This is a genomic window from Rhizobium sp. 9140 (assembly GCF_900067135.1).
In the GTDB taxonomy this organism is placed as follows: domain Bacteria; phylum Pseudomonadota; class Alphaproteobacteria; order Rhizobiales; family Rhizobiaceae; genus Ferranicluibacter.
Genome location: NZ_FJUR01000001.1, coordinates 44,097 through 59,178 on the forward strand (window position 1 = coordinate 44,097; position 15,082 = coordinate 59,178).

The window sequence follows — 15,082 nt, forward strand, 5'->3', positions numbered from 1 at the left end:
TCCGGGCGCCCCTTCACTGTGGCGCCCATTTTTTTGGTCGGAACCGTACGCATTACTTTTCGGCTCTGGTCTTACGGCTGGGCTTAACTGTCCCTGCCGCCGTCTTCCCTGTGGGGAATGGGATGATCGCGCTCCCCTCGCCCATGATCCGGGCAAGTCCGCGCGAGAAACTGTTTTCAAATTCGCCCTCGCCGATTGCCTCGGCCGAGACAGCCGGAGCAAGGTTGCTGCCTGTGATGAGGCGGGTGACGACGGGACGTGGCGCCGGCGCTTCCGGACGCTTCTCAGCCTTGCGTGCCTTGGCGTACAGGTCAGCCAACTGGTCGGCCTCGATCGTGCGGTTGAGTTCGAGCAGCGACTTCTGCGCTTTGGCATAATCCGAGGCTTTGCGTGCCGTCTGGCGGGCGGCTGCTTGGCAATCGAAGCCATGGGCAAGGATGCACTCGGCATCGCCGAGGAACCGGCCGGCACCATCGTAGAGCTTGATCGCACCGTGCAGGTTGGCCGGATCGAACCGGATGGTCAGCTTCTTGCCGATCCACTGGTTGAGAACCGGGGCCCAATAGCGGTTGCCAGCATAATGGATCGCACCGTCCGGCTTGCGGGCCGTGACATTCTCGGCCGCGAGCATCCAGAGCGCCCGCTGGGCAGTGCTGGAATAGCGCAGGATGGTCGAGGGATCGGCGACAGACTCCGCAAAGACCGCGTTGAAGCTGCGACCGTCGGCCATTTCCGTACGGCGACCTTCACGAGCATTGTGCTCTTCCACCATGGCCGCGACGTGCTCCTGGAGCGCATCGAGCTTCACGGCGCTGCGACCGTAGTTCTCGGGCTTCTCGTCAACGTTCGGCCCTGTATAGGCGCCGGACATCGCAGGGTGCCGCGAGATCTCGTCAGCCAAATCCCTCCATGCACGCTCGATCGGCTTGGATCGACCGGAATAGGGCTTGGTGAAGTGCGCGTTGATATCGAGCGTCTTCAGGAGGCCGGCGACCTCGCCTTCCGTGATCTTGAACCGGTTGCGCGATGTCGCCTGACCAGAGATCTTCTTCGACGCAAAAGCGCGGCCGTTGTCCATGTAGATGTGGTAGGGCAGCGCGCCATCGGCGTTCTCGATCATTGCGCCGATGCAGGAGCGCACCGCTTCCCACGTCTCGGCCTCGGACAGGATCCACGACAGCACCTTGCGGGAGTAAATGTCTTGGATCCCGATGAGGATGACGCGCACCGGCACCTTCTTCCAGGGCACACGCACGAACAGATCGAGCTTGTGCCCATCGGTGTTGACCATCTGCATGGCATGCAGATGAGCGACGGAGCGCGTCTGCGCCGGGAATAGCCGGGCGGCGGCTTCCTTGCCGTCCCGTGCCAAGATCTGCACCGCCTTTGGCACCTCGGCCTCAAGGCGGCGCCGCAAGGAGCGCTCGGAGGGGATCGGCGACCAGCCGTTTGCCTTCGCGGCTGTCATCATCCGGCGGAAGCAGGACGAAAACTTCGGCTTCTCCGGCCGGAGGTAATCCGATTTCAGTGTGGCCCAGGCATCGGCATGGCAGTCCGCCCGGTCGGCAACGAGGCCGTTGACCGCAGGCGAGAAGGCCGGCGCCAGCGCTGCAAGCCAATCCGCCCGCGCGTGGCCTTCGACCATCTGACGCCAGCCATACAAGGTCGTAACGGCGATATCGGCCATACGGGCGCAGTGCTGAACAGCAATTGTGGCTGCAATGCCCGACGCCTTCATGTCGTCAACGGCGATCAACACATCGAGCCGCTTCCGGCAGATGGCCTTATGCTCGTCGGTCAGAGCTTCGAAACGCGACCAAAGCTGCTTCGAAACGCCTTTGACGGCTGCTGTCAGGTCCGTGTTGAGGAAGGCGATTTTCTGCCGCGCTTCAGGCGGCAGAAGAGAATAGTGATACTCACGACCGCCACCGCGCTTGGCGATCGCGCGTACCTTACCCGGCTGATGATCCCATCCCGCGCGCGCAGCGTGGTCGTGGATCCGCCTGACAGATGTCGGCAGGCCCGGCAGCTTTGCCTCGGCGAGTTCCGGGATGGTGAACCACTCTTTCATCAGCGGCCCCGACGCTTGATCGTGACGGGACGCGCCTGAAGGCTCTTCAGCTCGGCTGCCAGCTCGCGTTGCTCTTGCTGAAGGCGTGCGATCTCGGCAAGCCGGGCCTCGTCGCCTTCGAGCAGGATCAAGCCATCCTCGCTGAGCACCACATCCCAAAGCCAGACGGCTCCGGTTGCCCGAACGAACGCCTTGAAGCGCACGAGGCTGATGTCGTGGGCCGTCTTGCTCTCGGCCGTGTAGGCATCGAGCGCACCTTTCGACACAGACGATAGGCCGAGGTAGTGGGCCATGCGGGTGGCGATCGTGGGCCGATCGTACGGGCATTCGCGGATGGCGCGGGCCATCTCGCGCTTCAGCAGGGAGCGGAAACGATCGAGGTCGATCCGCTCGGCTGCCTGCCGCACGGGGAACACGGCTTCGGCGAAGAAGTCGAACTGGTGAGGATCGCGCTTCATGCTGCACGCTCCAGAAAGGAGAAGTCGGATTTCGAGCCGACGTGGTCGAGGAACCGGCGCTGCGTTTCCTCGTCGGCCTTGCTCCAGAGCGCCGCCATCTTGTCGAAGATGCCCTGCTGCGGATCGGCCTCGGCCTTTGGGCCTTTCAGCCACTGCAGAACGGGCTTCAGATCGGGGCTTTCCTTCAGGGCAGCGGCAACCTTCAGCTGATCGTCGGCCGAGAGCTTCGCCAGCTTTAGAAGAGCGGACTGGTCGGTTTCGGCTTCCGTTCCACGCACGGCTTGGCGCAGGGTCGGGTGAAGGTTTTGGCCTATACGTGTCGCGCGCTTATAGGTATCTTGACCAATACCCAGACGTTCCTGAACCTGTTTGGAAAGTTCGCGGCCTGCTGCAAAGACCAAAGGTGCATCGTGCCCCTTTGATTCTTTCGCCTCCGAAACAAACGTATTGCCACCTCGGCCTACTTTGCCATGCTGCTCCTCCCAAAGCTCACGATACGTCATGACAAAGATCGCGCGATCGAGCGGGTTCAGCTCATTGCGATACAGGTTCTCGGAGATCTCCAGCAGCTGCGCTTCCTGCGCATCTGCCTCGACGATGATGGCGTCGATCTCGGTCCAACCGAGCAGCTTGGCAGCGGAGGTGCGATAGCCGCCAGCGACAAGCGTGAAAGGCGTGGCGCCCTTGTTCTTGGCAGGCGTCCTGCGGATCATGATCGGGCTGATCTGCCCGCGCTCGGTGAGCGAGGCGGCGATCATCTCGACATAAGCGGGATCGATCGGGCGGAGACGTTCGCCGATGTGGATGTCTGAGAGGGGTGCACGGATGAACTCAGCCATTACGCGGCATCCTCAACAGCTTCATGCAGGGCGGTCGTAAACAGGTCGTTGGCGCGGGCAGCAATTGCCCGGTAAGTCCGCGCAAACACAGGTTCGTCGCAGCGGTAATCGACCGTACGCACGGCCTGACCAACCATTGTGCGACCGACACCGAGCAGCACCATCACGCGGCGACGCGGGATGCCGAAGTGAACCATGAGGACATGGATTGCGACCTGCCGAGCAAGCGCCGCGTCCAGCATATCGACGGGCGGATTGATGATGAACCGGAGTGGCAGGTGGCTGAAATGCGACCGGCTGGCGCGAAAGGCCGCTGCGACCATCGCCTGCAGCCGCTCTTCAGCGGAAAACGGATTGAGATGACTCACAGGCTGGCCCTCACCACGCTGAATATGACAGCGACGAGGCCCATGGCGACGACGCCAAAGATCAGGGTCGTGTCGGCAGCCCGGCAAATCGACGAGCGAGCCGGAATGAACGGATTGCTGCCAAATTCAGGCGTCACTTTCGCCATAGGCTTGAGCGCGGAAACGCGAGAGACTTCAGTCGTGGCGCGAACGGCGCCGTGACTGACGGCCGGGGACTTCGGGTCCCTGCGGCAAATGTCGCGGTAGGCTAGAGCAGACGGTCGTTCGTTCGCGCCCACCATCACGCGGCCTCATGAATGTCAGAGGAGTTACGACGGGCATGACGGTAGTTCTCAGAGGGCTGCGGGCTCAGGCGGCTGCCGTCGCTGGAGTACCGGGTCTGCCAAAGCAGGTGCGGACGCGTCTTGAGCGCCGCAGCGATCGCACGTTCGCCGGCAAGGTGCGGCTCGTGAACGGCATTCCCTGCCGTGCCGGCCGGGAGATTGTAAACCTTGTCGATACCGGCAAGGGTGAGTTTGGCTACAATGAGCCGCCCTTTTATCCGGGCGACTTCCTCTAATCGGCGGCGCTCGGCGCGGCTGATCTTGTCGCTTTTGGGTGCGCGATGCATAAGAGATCCTTGATCCAGATGAGAGGCCCTGGCCGGCCTCTTTTTTGGTTGGTTGCAGTCTGTGAACACAGGAAGGTATAAGCACTATTGTGCTCTTATACAAGCACAAAAGTGCCGTTGGCGCTTATGGGTAGTGAAACTGCGAAAAATCTGGCATCGCGGGCGAAGGGGGTGCGCGTAGAGCGAAAGCTTCAGCAGCAAGAGATGGCTGACGTTCTCGGCATGTCGTTGCGAGGCTGGCAAAAGATCGAAAGGGGAGAAGGCACGCCTAGCGGTGAAACGCTGCTTCAGTTCGAGAAGCTGGGCATCAATCCCGGCTGGGTGCTAACCGGCTTGGGCCCGAAGTCTCTAGACGACCCAGCCCCCCCTCCTGTCGAGGTGGAGCAGAATACCTTGCAGCGCATCGTCGATACGGTTGAGGAGATTGCTGAAGCGACTGCTCGGCGACCTCGCGTCCCTCCTCCTCGCTCAGAGCCACGCCCGCCGAAAACCCTTCGGTGGTTCCCCGACCACTACGTCTCCGCGGGTGGCGGCAACACCTCTCCCTACGAAACCGAGGGCGAGGAGCTGGAACTCGACGAGTTTGCCGAACGCATTCTGGGCCTACGGCCTGACGAGCTTCGAATGTTTCAGATCCTCGGTGACAGCATGTTTCCGACCCTTGCGTCTGGGGATACGGTCGTTGCGAACACGAGACGTCGAGACGTCCAGGACGACACGCTGTATGTCGTCTCCATCAACGGCGAGATGCTTGTGAAACGCGCTCAGTGGGGCGATGATGGCTCGCTCACATGGCAATCCGACAACACCGACCCGCGCTATCAGCCGATCCGGCTCGAAAACGATGAGATCAATTCGGCGAAGGTCGTTGGCCAAGTCGAGCGCATGATCATCGCGCTCCCGAAAAGAAACTAGGAATCTTTTCTTGGGCAGATTGACTCCCCAGATTTACGAGAACAAACTAAGAACATCTACAACGCAAAGTTAGGAGTTCTTCATGAAAATCGTCGAGAGGTTTATCGTTATCCCGTTCCGGAAAGGCCGGAAAAACTCGATTATTCTCGGCGAGATACGGCAAGCGAGCAGTGAGGCTTCGGCCGAACGCATCGCGGAAAGCATGGCCCGCTACAATCTTGGGGCGTCGGCCATTGCTGTGCTCGTCGATGAAGAAACCGGCGACATGACAAGTCCTCGGCTGATCAGGGAATTCGGTCAGGTAAAGAACGTAATAGAAGAGATGGCCGCGTAAAATGAAGCCTTGCTCTATCGAGGCCGAGAAGGCTGAAACGGCGGATCTGTCAGAGTTGGAACAGGTCCTTGCGTACCACGGCGGCGATGTCGAAGCCGCGATCGACACACTCCTGAACGACTGCAGGTATGTTCGGGACCAACTGTCGATCGCACGCGCAACGATGAGCGTCGGCTTCGCGCGGGGTTGGCTTCCATCAGCCGACCGCGATTAAACGCCGGTGAAACCAGCAACGATCCGAGTGCGGTGCTCCTCGGATCGCATATCTCCCCGTTATGGAACGCTGGCATTGGCCAATACGGACAGCTTCACTGTCAGGAAGTTGTCGCGTCAAAAGTCAGATCATTGGGTCGAGAACGGACCAACTGACAAGCCGACAGCCGACTTGGGAACTGAGCAGCTACTCGCCTGTTCGCGAAGGGAACCCGTCAGGAGATGTCGATGCCGAAATTTTTCTTTCATGTCCGCAAACCTGGCGTCTTTGAAAAGGACCCGGAAGGCGAGGACTTCCCGACCGTTGATGACGCCGTAGACGAGGCTTTCAAAGCTGCGCGTGAGATCCTCGCAGAGAAGGTCTACGCAAACGATATCATCGACGGTTCCAGTTTTGAGATAACAACTGACGACGGACATGTCGTGCGCACTGTTCTCTTTCGTGACGCGTTGCGATTGCAGTAACGTAAAGGCCGGCTGTGGGGAGCGTGGCTCTGAAAACTTGAGAACGGTACGCTTCTTACAATTGAGGAATGAGAAAAAGGGGTTACCTCAACCACCGTATGCTTTTTCGGGGAGTTTGGATGATGGAGAACGGATTGTTGGCAGCTTTGTCAGAAGCTGATCGAGCGTCTCTTGATCCACACCTAGAGCTTGTGGAGCTTGACGTAAAACAACCGCTCTTCAATTCCTACGAGCCAATCGAGTACGTACATTTTTTCCTTAGCGGCCTGTCATCCGAGATAGCAGGAAGCGGCAGGGCACAAATCGAAGTCGGCTGCGTTGGACGTGAAGGTTTTTCTGGACACTCCGTTATTCTGGATGTCGAGGCTTCTCCTCACTACGCATTCATGCAAGGTCGCGGGACAGCGTTACGCATCCGCTCGGACCTACTCCGCCAGTTGGTGGATCAGCGAGCAACGTTGAGAAGGATGCTGCTACGCTTTTCCCATGTCTTCACGACCCAGATCGCGCAGACAGCTCTTGCTGACGGGCGCTTTACCCTGCAGCAGCGCTTGGCGCGCTGGATACTCATGTGCCAAGATCGAGTGGGTAACACGATGCCTCTGACCCACGAATTTCTCGCACTCATGCTAGGTGTGCGCAGACCCGGTGTCACCACCACTCTTCACATCCTAGAAGGCGAGCATCTGATCAAAGCGGAGCGTGCCTCGATTACTGTTCTTAACAGGGCAGGCCTAATTGAAACTGCGGCTGGCAGTTATGGATTGCCCGAACAAGAGTACCGGCGGCTTATCAACTCCGCATTCTAGTCAGAAGCAGAATTATATAACTACATTTTTTGGGATACTTGAGATTGCAAGCCCTATAATTGGGGTTGTAAAAACGTGAGTTTCAGGCAAGTTTGTAGATGTATAACGCGACAGAACCGTTTACTGGAGCGAGAGAAATGAATGATCGCATTCACTTAACACAATTACTAGAAGCAGCGCAGTGCTTGGCTAAACAAAACGGAGACGTGGTGTTAAGCTACTTGATCAATATGGCACTGTTACATGCAGAGCAGCTCGATAATGACGAGGAGATGGAGACCATCGCCGAACTTGCGTAGCTGTATGCGGCATCAGAAGGCACAACACCGGCCAGCTCATTGGAGCTGGTCGGGAACTCCCGCCAGTCGGGGTACAGGATGTAAGCAGCGTCCTTCTTAGATTAGGCCGATTTCCGCGTAACCGCATGAAAAGAGGTGATAAATCCAAGAGAGGACGCACCGTCTTTCTTAAAATTGCGTGAGAGCGGCCAATTCCCCACTCCGGCAAAATTGGCAAAATCACCGTATCGGGCTGATTTCCTGGCCGGCACGCTGTCAAAAAGTCTTCCAGACATCACCACAAAAACCGTCATCTATCAACGGCCTCCCCGAAATACCCGCAGCTTCCCAGATCATCCGGGTCATTGCAAAAAGCGGTGACAAACCACATCGGCCACCGCTCACGGCCATCCCGCTTCGTCATTTTTTCTTGGCTTGATCGCGATGCCACTTGATGGCGAAGAACATGCCCGTACCCAGCACGAGAAGCTTGAGCGGAAAAAAGACGATAGGGAACCAATCCCACATTGCGGATATTCCATTCTGGTATTGCGTGGGGGGAGCAGTACCTCAAGGCCGCTGCGTACAACATCAGCCATGTTGACGCAGGTGAGATCACAAGGTCCATCACGCAGCATATACGGGCAGGTTGTGGCGGTGATTCCGCCCTCTCCGACGCGTCGGCGAAGCCTACGGCCCTGCCCCCTTACGGCGCAGTCTCCGCCCGGATGATCGTGGAATACTGCGGGCCGTTGGTGGGCTGCGCCAAGGCCTTGGCGCTGATGGCGGCTTTGGCGCGCAGCTCTTTTTCCGGGAGCTTCCAGAGCGTCGCATCCTGATCGAGGAGGTAGCTCGGGAGATAGCCGGACAGGAGGATGCGCCAGTCCATGGGGATGCCGGGTGTGACCAGACGGGCGAGATCGAAGATGACGGTCGTGCAGTTGCTGGTCAGCGTATCGTAAAATTGCGGCGTTTCGGCGCGCGCGTTGGCGGCGTGCACATAAGTGAGGAACAGGGCGGCAGCCGCCTGCCGGGGCAGTGCCAGCGGGTAGAGATAGGTATCCTCGCGGCGCATATTGGTTCTGAGATAAAGGATGTCGCTCTCGTCGGCGGCGATGAAGGCGAGCTCGTAGCTCTTGAAAAAGCCGGCGATGGAGGAGAACTCTTCCGTTTTCTCACGCCGGATTTCGACCGAGAAGGTCACGCGCTGGCCATCGGCAAAGCTGAAGCTGACGAGCGTATGGGCGATGGCATCCATGCCCCAGTAGGACAGGACGAGATCCGTGCCGGTGATCGTATCGAGATCGTAGCGGCGGGTTTCCCACAGCGGCTCGGCATCCCGGTCGCTCGTCCAGCGGAAATTGCGCACGTTGCGGAGCGTGACCACATCTCCGCCCCCCGCATTGTCGTTGCCGATCGTCCCCGTCACAGTGCGAGCAACATCGGGCGCCCAATCGCGATCGAGCCGCGGGCGGATCGTCTGCCACCAAATGCCCACGGCGAGGAGCCCCACGAGGAAGACGCTGGCGGCGGCCAGCGGATAGCGGCGGCCGAACACGATGAGGCCGAGGATGAAGACGACCCAGAGAAACACCGCCAAGCCGCGCAGCAGCCCATCGCCGGGAATGCGATACCACAGTGCCAGCGCCGTCCACACGGTGGCCAGCAAGGCCACGAGCAGAAAGAGCGCGCTAAGGAGGCCGGTGGCAAGGGTCGTGAAAAGTCGCATGCTGTGAACCTCTTCAGGGCGATGATGCCGGTGGTGTTTGGTGCGCGGCTGGCGACTTCGGAGCGTTTCAACGCAATTCCGGACGCAAAACCGCTGCGCACTTTTGCTGCAATTGCTCTATTTCGGCGCGAGAATGCGGCCGGCGACCGTGAACGGGCTTGCCACCACCTGCCCCGCCGCATCGAGAATAAAGGCACCGACATCCCCAGGTGTCGCCGCGCCGGGCCGGCCGAGCGCGCTGACTTGCGGCGCAAGGGCCGCAAGGCTCGCATAGCGATCATGGCCGAGCCCGTCCGGCGCATTCAGCGAGGTGATATCGACCACGAGGACGCCATAGGCTTTTGCCGTTTCCCGCACCTTCGGATCCTCGACATCCAGCCGACCGACACGCGGCCGGGAACCGCTGAGCAGGCTCGATGCCGCAAGCGCCTCGTCCTTCGGCGAGACGAGCAGCACCAGCGGCGAGCGCAAGCGGCCGACCACGTCCATCTGGCGGCGGAAAAGGTCCGCGTCGATATCGGGTGCCGCAAGGATGACCGTCAGCTTGTCGAGCACATCGCCGCGATCCGTCAGGCGCAGCTGGCGCAGCGATTCCATGATGAGGAAGCCGCCCATGCTGTGGCCGAACACGAGGATCTGCCGGACCTTGCGGGTTTCGGCGAGCGCCGCCATCAGCGACACGAGGTCATCGCGGGAGAAGAGCACGGCATCGCGATCGGCGAGGTAGCCCGAAAGCGCGCCTTCGGACGGCCAGGAAAACAGCACCGGCGTCGCCTTGCTGCGCGAATCCACGGCCATCTGCGCCAGCCGGAACACGCCTTCCTGATAGCGATAGTTGAACCCATGCACGAACAGGCCGATCGTCCCGTCGAAGCCGGGCTGCGAGACGATGGCGGCCACCATGCTGCGCTGGTCGAGCGCGCGACGTTCGCGCACCGTCATCGCCCGTGTCGGATCGGCCTTTTTCGACGGGTACTCGATGGCCGCGGGCTTGTGCGCTGCGGGTATGGACAGCCTGTAGCGCTCATAGGTCAAAGTACGGGCACGACCGCTGTCGAAGCCGTCCCCGTCCCGCTCGCGATTGGTGACGGCAAAGAGCGTAAGCGCATTGCCGCCGGACGCCGCCGCATCCCCCGGCGTGCCTCGAGAAAGGGATACGGGATCGAGCACCGAGGCCGCCGGCCGGCTGGCACAGCCGCCCAAGGTCGTCAGCAGGGAGAACAGGAGCAGGAGCAAAGCGGGGCGGACACGCGGCGTGATGGCGGCGGCGCGGATCGCGATCATCAGGCTTCCTCAAGGGTTCGTGCGCACCGCTGCGCGGACAGTCTCGGTACCCGGCATACGCCACGGGCACCATGCCGGACAACATAGGGCTGCGCCGGCCCACTGACCATCGCGCGTTTCCAGAAGAACGACCTGCATCAAAACCGCGGACGAAAGTCTGTTGCGTTGCTTTTCTCACGCAAAAGACTTTGGGCACTTTGTAACACACGCATGAGACGTATTCGTGACTTTCATGCAACAGCCCCATTTTTCGAGGTGAGCCAGACCGCATTTTCGGTGCGGTCCCCTCTACTGCTCGCGTGAAAACCGGCTACTTACCGATCATCCGACGCACACTTGCTGATTGCGCCGCTCTCTTTTTGAAGGATAGCTTCATGACCCGCTTTACCAAGATCCTGCTCGCTGGCGCCGCTCTGGCGGCTTCCGGCTCCATCGTCCGCGCCGCAGATCTGACCGAGCCGGTCGGCCCGGTCGTCGTGGAAACCAGTGGCGGCTTCTACCTCGGCTCGGTCAGCAGCCTGACCTTCCTCGACGACACGTCGTTTGCCGCTGGCGGCGCACGCGTCGGCACGGATTACGACGTCGGCTACTATAGCGGCGTTCGCGCCGGTTACAGCTTCGGCGACATGGGCTACGTCTCTCCCCGCGTCGAACTGGAAGTCGGCTACGGCAACGCTTCGGTCGACAATCACCGTGTCAGCGGCGTCGGCGCCATCAGCTCCATCGACAGCTTCGGCGACGCAAGCACCATCCAGGGCTACGTCAACGGCTACCTCGACATTCCGCTCGGCGGCCAGCTTTCGGCCATCACGCCCTACGTCGGCGGCGGTGTCGGCGTCATGAACCTCGAGCTGCGTCGCCAGGGCGTTGCCGGCGTTGCCACGCTGATGGACGATGACGACACGCGCTTCGCCTATCACCTGGACGCCGGCGTCGGCATCAACATCCAGGAACTGGGCCTGTTCACCAACTTCGCCCTGCTGACCAACACCACCTTCGACATCGGCTACCGCTTCACCGCGGCCGACGATTTCTCCTTCACGGCACGTGACGGCTCGCGTTCGGAAACCGATTTCCGCAGCCACGCCGTCATCGTCGGCTTCCGCAAGAGCTTCTAAGAGTTTTACGATCCTTCGAGCGCAAAAAGCCGGCTGGTCTACCAGCCGGCTTTTTCGTGTCTCGGGCTCTCAAAGTCCGGCCGCTCGACAGGGCTGTACGAGCGTCAGGCCGTTGCGTGAATAGGAACCCGCTCCACCACGTAATAGGGGCCATCCACCGACAGGGAAAATTCGCTGCGGCCGCATCGGCTCGCATATTTGCAGACGCCGTTGACTTTCGGCTCGTCGAAATCGGTTACCACCAGAAGATGTGCCCGCAGCTCGACATCCGTCAGTTCGACCGGATTCCGGGCAAGCTTGCCCGCCTGAAAAACGCTCAGCCGATATTCTTTATCATGTCCGTCTCCTCCGTTTTAAAGCTATGACGAGAGAATCTTCTCGATCACGTAGCCGGTCTGCTCATCCTCGGTGAACAGCTGGCAGCGGCCTGTATCTTCGACATGCTGGTAGATATAGTCGGCCCGGGCTTCGTTGTTGTCGCTGGCAATCATCAACGTGCGACGGAGCGCCTGACTGCTCAGTGTCACCGCCGGGAGCGCCAGCCGTCCGTGCATGAAGATGCTGAAGCGGAAGTTCGGGTGCATGTCGATATTCCATGTTGCTGCACGCGAAAGATAGCACCGAACAGACAGCTTGTGGTTCTATGTCGGGAAACGTACCGACGGGCTTCCCCGTCACGTGGGCGGAACGACCCCGCAACTGGATCGGGAGAGCGTACGCATCCGAGGTGGGCCGCCTTGTAGGAGCTGTCGGATCTGGCACTGACTGTCCTTATTGACGTCAATATGGACAGTGCGGAATGGAACGACTTGAGATTGTCGATAGCGGGCGACGTCGTCGCTTCAGCAAAGAGATGAAGCTGCAGATTGTCGCCGAGAGCTATTCGGAACCTGGCTTGTGTGCGACGACGGCGCGGCGACATGGCATATCGCGCTCGCAGTTATATGAATGGCGCCGGCTCGCACGAGCGTGGCAACTGGATGTTGCGTCGCCTGTGAGCGGCTTTGTCCCCGCGCTGCTTGTCCCAGAGGTAGAGCCAGCAGCAGGGTCATTGCCCACCGTCGGCCGGATGGATGTTGTCAGCGCGAACGGTCGTCGCGTGATCGTGGACCGCGATGTCGACGTTGAGGCGCTGCTTCGGATCCTGCGCGGACTGGAGGCGCTGCGGTGAACCTTTTTCCGATGGGAACAGGCGTCAAGGTCTGGCTTTCGACTGGGTTCACGGACATGCGCTGTGGCTTTCCGTCGCTGGCGCTTCGGGTTCAGGAGGTTCTGAAGCACGATCCGTTGTCAGGGCATCTCTTCGTCTTCAGGGGGCGCAGATCGGATATTCTGAAGATCATCTGGCATGATGGTCTGGGTGCCTGTCTTTTTACCCGGCGGTTGGAGAAGGGCCGGTTTATCTGGCCGAATATGGAGGGCGGGGCGGTAGCGATCTCACCGGCGCAATTGTCCTATTTGTTGTCCGGGATCGACTGGCGCAATCCGCAGGAAACCTGGCGACCGACACGGGTCGGATAGCATTATTACATTGAAAATATTGAGTTAATCTGATCGAATGGCTTCATGACTTCGAAGCCTTTGGATCTTCCTGCGGACCTTGCGAGCGCCTATCTGGCGCTGCTTTCCAAGCGTGAAATATTGCAGGCTGAACATGATGGCGTTGTTGCCGAGCGCGATACTGTCGTCGCCGAGCGGGACATTGCGGTGGCGCAAGCCGCCAATGCCCAGGCGATGCTGTCCGACAGCGAGGCGTTGATCGCCAAACTGGAGCTGGCGATCGAAAAGCTGAGGCGGGAGCTTCGCGGAAAGCGTTCCGAACGCACCGCGCGATTGCTTGACCAGATGGAATTGCAGCTCGAGGAGCTGGTGATGGCCGCGACAGAGGACGAGGTTGCAGCGCAGGCTGCTGCCGCCAAGACCGCGAGCGTACGTTCGTTCACACGCAAGCGGCCGGTGCGAAAGCCTTGGCCGGAGGATGTAGAACGCAAGCGTGTGGTCATCGATCCTCCCAGCACTTGTGCATGCTGTGGCGGATCCCGGCTTTCCAAGCTGGGCGAGGATATGACCGAAACGCTGGAGGAGATCCCGCGCCGGTTTATTGTGATCGAAACCGTACGGGAAAAATTTACCTGCCGGGACTGCGAGGCGATCAGCCAGCCGCCGGCGCCGTTCCATGCCACGCCGCGTGGCTTCATCGGTCCTCATCTGCTGGCGACGATCTTGTTCGATAAGTTCGGCATGCATAGTCCGCTCAACCGGCAGAGCACCCGGTTCAAATGCGAGGGCATCGAGCTTTCGACCTCGACGTTGGCCGACCAGGTCGGGTATGGGACAGCCGCGCTGCTGCCGATCTTTGATCTGATCGAGGCGCATGTCTTCGCGGCCGAGCGCCTTTTTGGCGACGACACCACTATTCCCATTCAGGCCAAAGACAAATGCACGACCGGGCGAATATTGACCTACGTGTGCGATGACCGGCCCTACGGCGGCGCGGCTGCACCGGCGGCCATATACTATGCGTCGAGCGACCGGCGCGGCGAGCATCCGCAGAAGCACCTGGCCGGGTATGGCGGCATTCTGCAGAGTGATTGCTACAATGGCTTCGAACCGCTCAGTGTCGCCGAAAAGAAAGCCGTACCGATCACCTTCGCCTTTTGCCATGCGCACGCGCGGCGCAAATTCTTTGAGTTGGCCGACATCCAGAAAAGTGCCCGCGACCGCAAACGCAAAGGCAAGCCGATCTCGCCGATCGCCCTGGAGGCCGTCCAACGGTACGACGCGCTGTTTGAGATCGAGCGCCAGATCAATGGATTGAGCGCCGCAGAACGATTGGCCGCGCGGCAGGAAAACAGCAAACCGCTGTTCGATGACATGCACGCGTGGCTGAAACGGGAGCGCGCCACGCTCAGCAAATCGTCCGAGGTGATCGAGCCGATCGATTACATGCTGAAGCGCTGGGATGGCTTTGCGCGTTTCCTCGACGATGGCCGGATTTGTCTCACGAACAATGCGGCCGAACGCGCTCTGAGAGGAATTGCACTCGGGCGTCGAAACTGGACCTTCGCCGGCTCCCAGCGTGGGGCCGATCGTGCCGCCATCATGCTCTGCGTCATCACGACCTGCCGTCTCAACGACGTCGACCCAAAGGCGTGGCTCGCCGATGTGTTCGCCCGCATCGCCGATCTTCCCGTCTCCCGCCTGCACGAACTGCTGCCCTGGCAATGGAAGGCCCACAAAGAGACGGTTATTGCGGCGGCCGCGTAAACAGCTCCTGGAACAACGCTTCCGAACGCGCCAAGCCTTCATCGGTCAGGATCAATGACTTCAACTTGTTGACTGGATCGCCGATCAAGCCCTTCTTGTGAAGCCGATCCGTCGTTGCCCAGTCGAAACCCTTCCAGGCCCAACGCTCGTTATGCAGCGTCAGCCATAGCAGCGCCAGAACGGCATCATCGATTTTGTCCTCATCGATCTCCATGAACCGACGTTACCACGCGCGGCACCCAAAATCATGCGGCCCTGCTCGGATGGATACGGGAGAGCGGGCAGAAAGGGATGAGCATGGCGCGCAACACCACGAAGAGAGCG

19 protein-coding genes are annotated in these 15,082 nt (G+C 60.1%); 9 read left to right on the forward strand and 10 right to left on the reverse strand.

Going from position 1 to position 15,082, the window contains the following annotated elements:
- Positions 1-52: 52 nt before the first annotated feature.
- The 6 genes from GA0004734_RS00245 to GA0004734_RS00270 are packed head-to-tail and all read right to left on the reverse strand — an operon-like array spanning position 53 to position 4,346.
- Positions 53-2,071, reverse strand: coding sequence for a transposase domain-containing protein (locus GA0004734_RS00245; RefSeq protein ID WP_092930147.1), 2,019 nt, complete (start codon positions 2,069-2,071; stop codon positions 53-55).
- Positions 2,071-2,529, reverse strand: a complete 459-nt coding sequence (locus GA0004734_RS00250; RefSeq protein WP_092930151.1) for a hypothetical protein — start codon at positions 2,527-2,529, stop codon at positions 2,071-2,073. Before GA0004734_RS00250 ends, GA0004734_RS00245 begins: the two co-directional genes overlap by 1 nt.
- Complete coding sequence (locus GA0004734_RS00255; RefSeq protein ID WP_092930154.1) at positions 2,526-3,368, reverse strand: ParB N-terminal domain-containing protein; 843 nt, start codon at positions 3,366-3,368, stop codon at positions 2,526-2,528. The genes GA0004734_RS00250 and GA0004734_RS00255 overlap by 4 nt, the downstream gene beginning before the upstream one ends.
- The gene (locus GA0004734_RS00260; protein WP_245292298.1) at positions 3,368-3,736 is read right to left on the reverse strand and encodes a hypothetical protein; all 369 of its coding nucleotides are present in this window, start codon (positions 3,734-3,736) and stop codon (positions 3,368-3,370) included. The genes GA0004734_RS00255 and GA0004734_RS00260 overlap by 1 nt, the downstream gene beginning before the upstream one ends.
- Complete coding sequence (locus GA0004734_RS00265) at positions 3,733-4,017, reverse strand: hypothetical protein (RefSeq protein WP_139056209.1); 285 nt, start codon at positions 4,015-4,017, stop codon at positions 3,733-3,735. Before GA0004734_RS00265 ends, GA0004734_RS00260 begins: the two co-directional genes overlap by 4 nt.
- Positions 4,017-4,346: a helix-turn-helix domain-containing protein gene (locus GA0004734_RS00270; RefSeq protein ID WP_092930157.1), complete on the reverse strand. Its 330-nt coding sequence runs from the start codon at positions 4,344-4,346 to the stop codon at positions 4,017-4,019. The genes GA0004734_RS00265 and GA0004734_RS00270 overlap by 1 nt, the downstream gene beginning before the upstream one ends.
- 126 nt (positions 4,347-4,472) lie before the next feature.
- Between GA0004734_RS00270 and GA0004734_RS00275 the strand changes: the two genes are divergently transcribed.
- From GA0004734_RS00275 to GA0004734_RS00300, 5 genes are all read left to right on the forward strand, one after another.
- Positions 4,473-5,261, forward strand: coding sequence for an XRE family transcriptional regulator (locus tag GA0004734_RS00275; protein WP_139056210.1), 789 nt, complete (start codon positions 4,473-4,475; stop codon positions 5,259-5,261).
- 82 nt (positions 5,262-5,343) lie between these two features.
- The gene (locus GA0004734_RS00280; RefSeq protein WP_092930163.1) at positions 5,344-5,595 is read left to right on the forward strand and encodes a hypothetical protein; all 252 of its coding nucleotides are present in this window, start codon (positions 5,344-5,346) and stop codon (positions 5,593-5,595) included.
- Between the two features lie 441 nt (positions 5,596-6,036).
- The gene (locus tag GA0004734_RS00290; protein WP_092930168.1) at positions 6,037-6,273 is read left to right on the forward strand and encodes a DUF6894 family protein; all 237 of its coding nucleotides are present in this window, start codon (positions 6,037-6,039) and stop codon (positions 6,271-6,273) included.
- A gap of 119 nt (positions 6,274-6,392) precedes the next feature.
- Complete coding sequence (locus GA0004734_RS00295) at positions 6,393-7,082, forward strand: Crp/Fnr family transcriptional regulator (protein ID WP_245292299.1); 690 nt, start codon at positions 6,393-6,395, stop codon at positions 7,080-7,082.
- Between the two features lie 98 nt (positions 7,083-7,180).
- The gene (locus tag GA0004734_RS00300; RefSeq protein WP_139056211.1) at positions 7,181-7,381 is read left to right on the forward strand and encodes a hypothetical protein; all 201 of its coding nucleotides are present in this window, start codon (positions 7,181-7,183) and stop codon (positions 7,379-7,381) included.
- A 685-nt stretch (positions 7,382-8,066) separates the two neighbouring features.
- On the opposite strand, the gene GA0004734_RS00315 is transcribed toward GA0004734_RS00300, so the two are convergent.
- Both GA0004734_RS00315 and GA0004734_RS00320 read right to left on the reverse strand, forming a co-directional pair.
- Positions 8,067-9,089: an Lnb N-terminal periplasmic domain-containing protein gene (locus GA0004734_RS00315; RefSeq protein ID WP_092930174.1), complete on the reverse strand. Its 1,023-nt coding sequence runs from the start codon at positions 9,087-9,089 to the stop codon at positions 8,067-8,069.
- A 117-nt stretch (positions 9,090-9,206) separates the two neighbouring features.
- A complete protein-coding gene (locus GA0004734_RS00320; RefSeq protein ID WP_092930177.1) occupies positions 9,207-10,373 on the reverse strand; it encodes an alpha/beta hydrolase in 1,167 nt (388 codons plus the stop codon).
- A gap of 374 nt (positions 10,374-10,747) precedes the next feature.
- Between GA0004734_RS00320 and GA0004734_RS00325 the strand changes: the two genes are divergently transcribed.
- A complete protein-coding gene (locus GA0004734_RS00325; RefSeq protein ID WP_092930180.1) occupies positions 10,748-11,491 on the forward strand; it encodes an outer membrane protein in 744 nt (247 codons plus the stop codon).
- A gap of 359 nt (positions 11,492-11,850) precedes the next feature.
- On the opposite strand, the gene GA0004734_RS00330 is transcribed toward GA0004734_RS00325, so the two are convergent.
- Positions 11,851-12,075 (reverse strand): hypothetical protein, encoded by a 225-nt coding sequence (locus GA0004734_RS00330; protein WP_092930186.1) that lies wholly within the window; start codon positions 12,073-12,075, stop codon positions 11,851-11,853.
- A gap of 215 nt (positions 12,076-12,290) precedes the next feature.
- Here GA0004734_RS00330 and GA0004734_RS00335 point away from each other — a divergent pair, with 215 nt between their 5' ends.
- The 3 genes from GA0004734_RS00335 to GA0004734_RS00345 are packed head-to-tail and all read left to right on the forward strand — an operon-like array spanning position 12,291 to position 14,758.
- Positions 12,291-12,662, forward strand: coding sequence for an IS66-like element accessory protein TnpA (locus GA0004734_RS00335; RefSeq protein WP_092930189.1), 372 nt, complete (start codon positions 12,291-12,293; stop codon positions 12,660-12,662).
- 11 nt (positions 12,663-12,673) lie between these two features.
- Positions 12,674-13,012 (forward strand): IS66 family insertion sequence element accessory protein TnpB, encoded by a 339-nt coding sequence (gene tnpB / locus GA0004734_RS00340; RefSeq protein WP_092935686.1) that lies wholly within the window; start codon positions 12,674-12,676, stop codon positions 13,010-13,012.
- A 45-nt stretch (positions 13,013-13,057) separates the two neighbouring features.
- Entirely contained in the window at positions 13,058-14,758 is a 1,701-nt protein-coding gene (locus GA0004734_RS00345; protein ID WP_092930192.1) for an IS66 family transposase, read from the forward strand.
- Here GA0004734_RS00345 and GA0004734_RS00350 read toward each other — a convergent pair.
- Positions 14,739-14,972 (reverse strand): DUF6429 family protein, encoded by a 234-nt coding sequence (locus tag GA0004734_RS00350; protein ID WP_092930195.1) that lies wholly within the window; start codon positions 14,970-14,972, stop codon positions 14,739-14,741. The genes GA0004734_RS00345 and GA0004734_RS00350 overlap by 20 nt on opposite strands.
- Between the last annotated feature and the right edge of the window lie 110 nt (positions 14,973-15,082).

What these genes read in the sequence shown, in the direction of transcription:
- GA0004734_RS00255 (WP_092930154.1), bottom strand. Translation starts at nt 3,368, where the DNA reads ATGGCTGAGTTCATCCGTGCACCCCTCTCAGACATCCACATCGGCGAA.
- GA0004734_RS00330 (WP_092930186.1), bottom strand. Translation starts at nt 12,075, where the DNA reads ATGCACCCGAACTTCCGCTTCAGCATCTTCATGCACGGACGGCTGGCG.
- GA0004734_RS00290 (WP_092930168.1), top strand. Translation starts at nt 6,037, where the DNA reads ATGCCGAAATTTTTCTTTCATGTCCGCAAACCTGGCGTCTTTGAAAAG.
- GA0004734_RS00325 (WP_092930180.1), top strand. Translation starts at nt 10,748, where the DNA reads ATGACCCGCTTTACCAAGATCCTGCTCGCTGGCGCCGCTCTGGCGGCT.
- GA0004734_RS00250 (WP_092930151.1), bottom strand. Translation starts at nt 2,529, where the DNA reads ATGAAGCGCGATCCTCACCAGTTCGACTTCTTCGCCGAAGCCGTGTTC.
- GA0004734_RS00295 (WP_245292299.1), top strand. Translation starts at nt 6,393, where the DNA reads ATGATGGAGAACGGATTGTTGGCAGCTTTGTCAGAAGCTGATCGAGCG.
- GA0004734_RS00300 (WP_139056211.1), top strand. Translation starts at nt 7,181, where the DNA reads ATGTATAACGCGACAGAACCGTTTACTGGAGCGAGAGAAATGAATGAT.
- GA0004734_RS00315 (WP_092930174.1), bottom strand. Translation starts at nt 9,089, where the DNA reads ATGCGACTTTTCACGACCCTTGCCACCGGCCTCCTTAGCGCGCTCTTT.
- GA0004734_RS00245 (WP_092930147.1), bottom strand. Translation starts at nt 2,071, where the DNA reads ATGAAAGAGTGGTTCACCATCCCGGAACTCGCCGAGGCAAAGCTGCCG.
- GA0004734_RS00280 (WP_092930163.1), top strand. Translation starts at nt 5,344, where the DNA reads ATGAAAATCGTCGAGAGGTTTATCGTTATCCCGTTCCGGAAAGGCCGG.
- GA0004734_RS00265 (WP_139056209.1), bottom strand. Translation starts at nt 4,017, where the DNA reads ATGGTGGGCGCGAACGAACGACCGTCTGCTCTAGCCTACCGCGACATT.
- GA0004734_RS00335 (WP_092930189.1), top strand. Translation starts at nt 12,291, where the DNA reads ATGGAACGACTTGAGATTGTCGATAGCGGGCGACGTCGTCGCTTCAGC.
- GA0004734_RS00270 (WP_092930157.1), bottom strand. Translation starts at nt 4,346, where the DNA reads ATGCATCGCGCACCCAAAAGCGACAAGATCAGCCGCGCCGAGCGCCGC.
- GA0004734_RS00345 (WP_092930192.1), top strand. Translation starts at nt 13,058, where the DNA reads ATGACTTCGAAGCCTTTGGATCTTCCTGCGGACCTTGCGAGCGCCTAT.
- GA0004734_RS00275 (WP_139056210.1), top strand. Translation starts at nt 4,473, where the DNA reads ATGGGTAGTGAAACTGCGAAAAATCTGGCATCGCGGGCGAAGGGGGTG.
- GA0004734_RS00350 (WP_092930195.1), bottom strand. Translation starts at nt 14,972, where the DNA reads ATGGAGATCGATGAGGACAAAATCGATGATGCCGTTCTGGCGCTGCTA.
- tnpB (WP_092935686.1), top strand. Translation starts at nt 12,674, where the DNA reads ATGGGAACAGGCGTCAAGGTCTGGCTTTCGACTGGGTTCACGGACATG.
- GA0004734_RS00320 (WP_092930177.1), bottom strand. Translation starts at nt 10,373, where the DNA reads ATGATCGCGATCCGCGCCGCCGCCATCACGCCGCGTGTCCGCCCCGCT.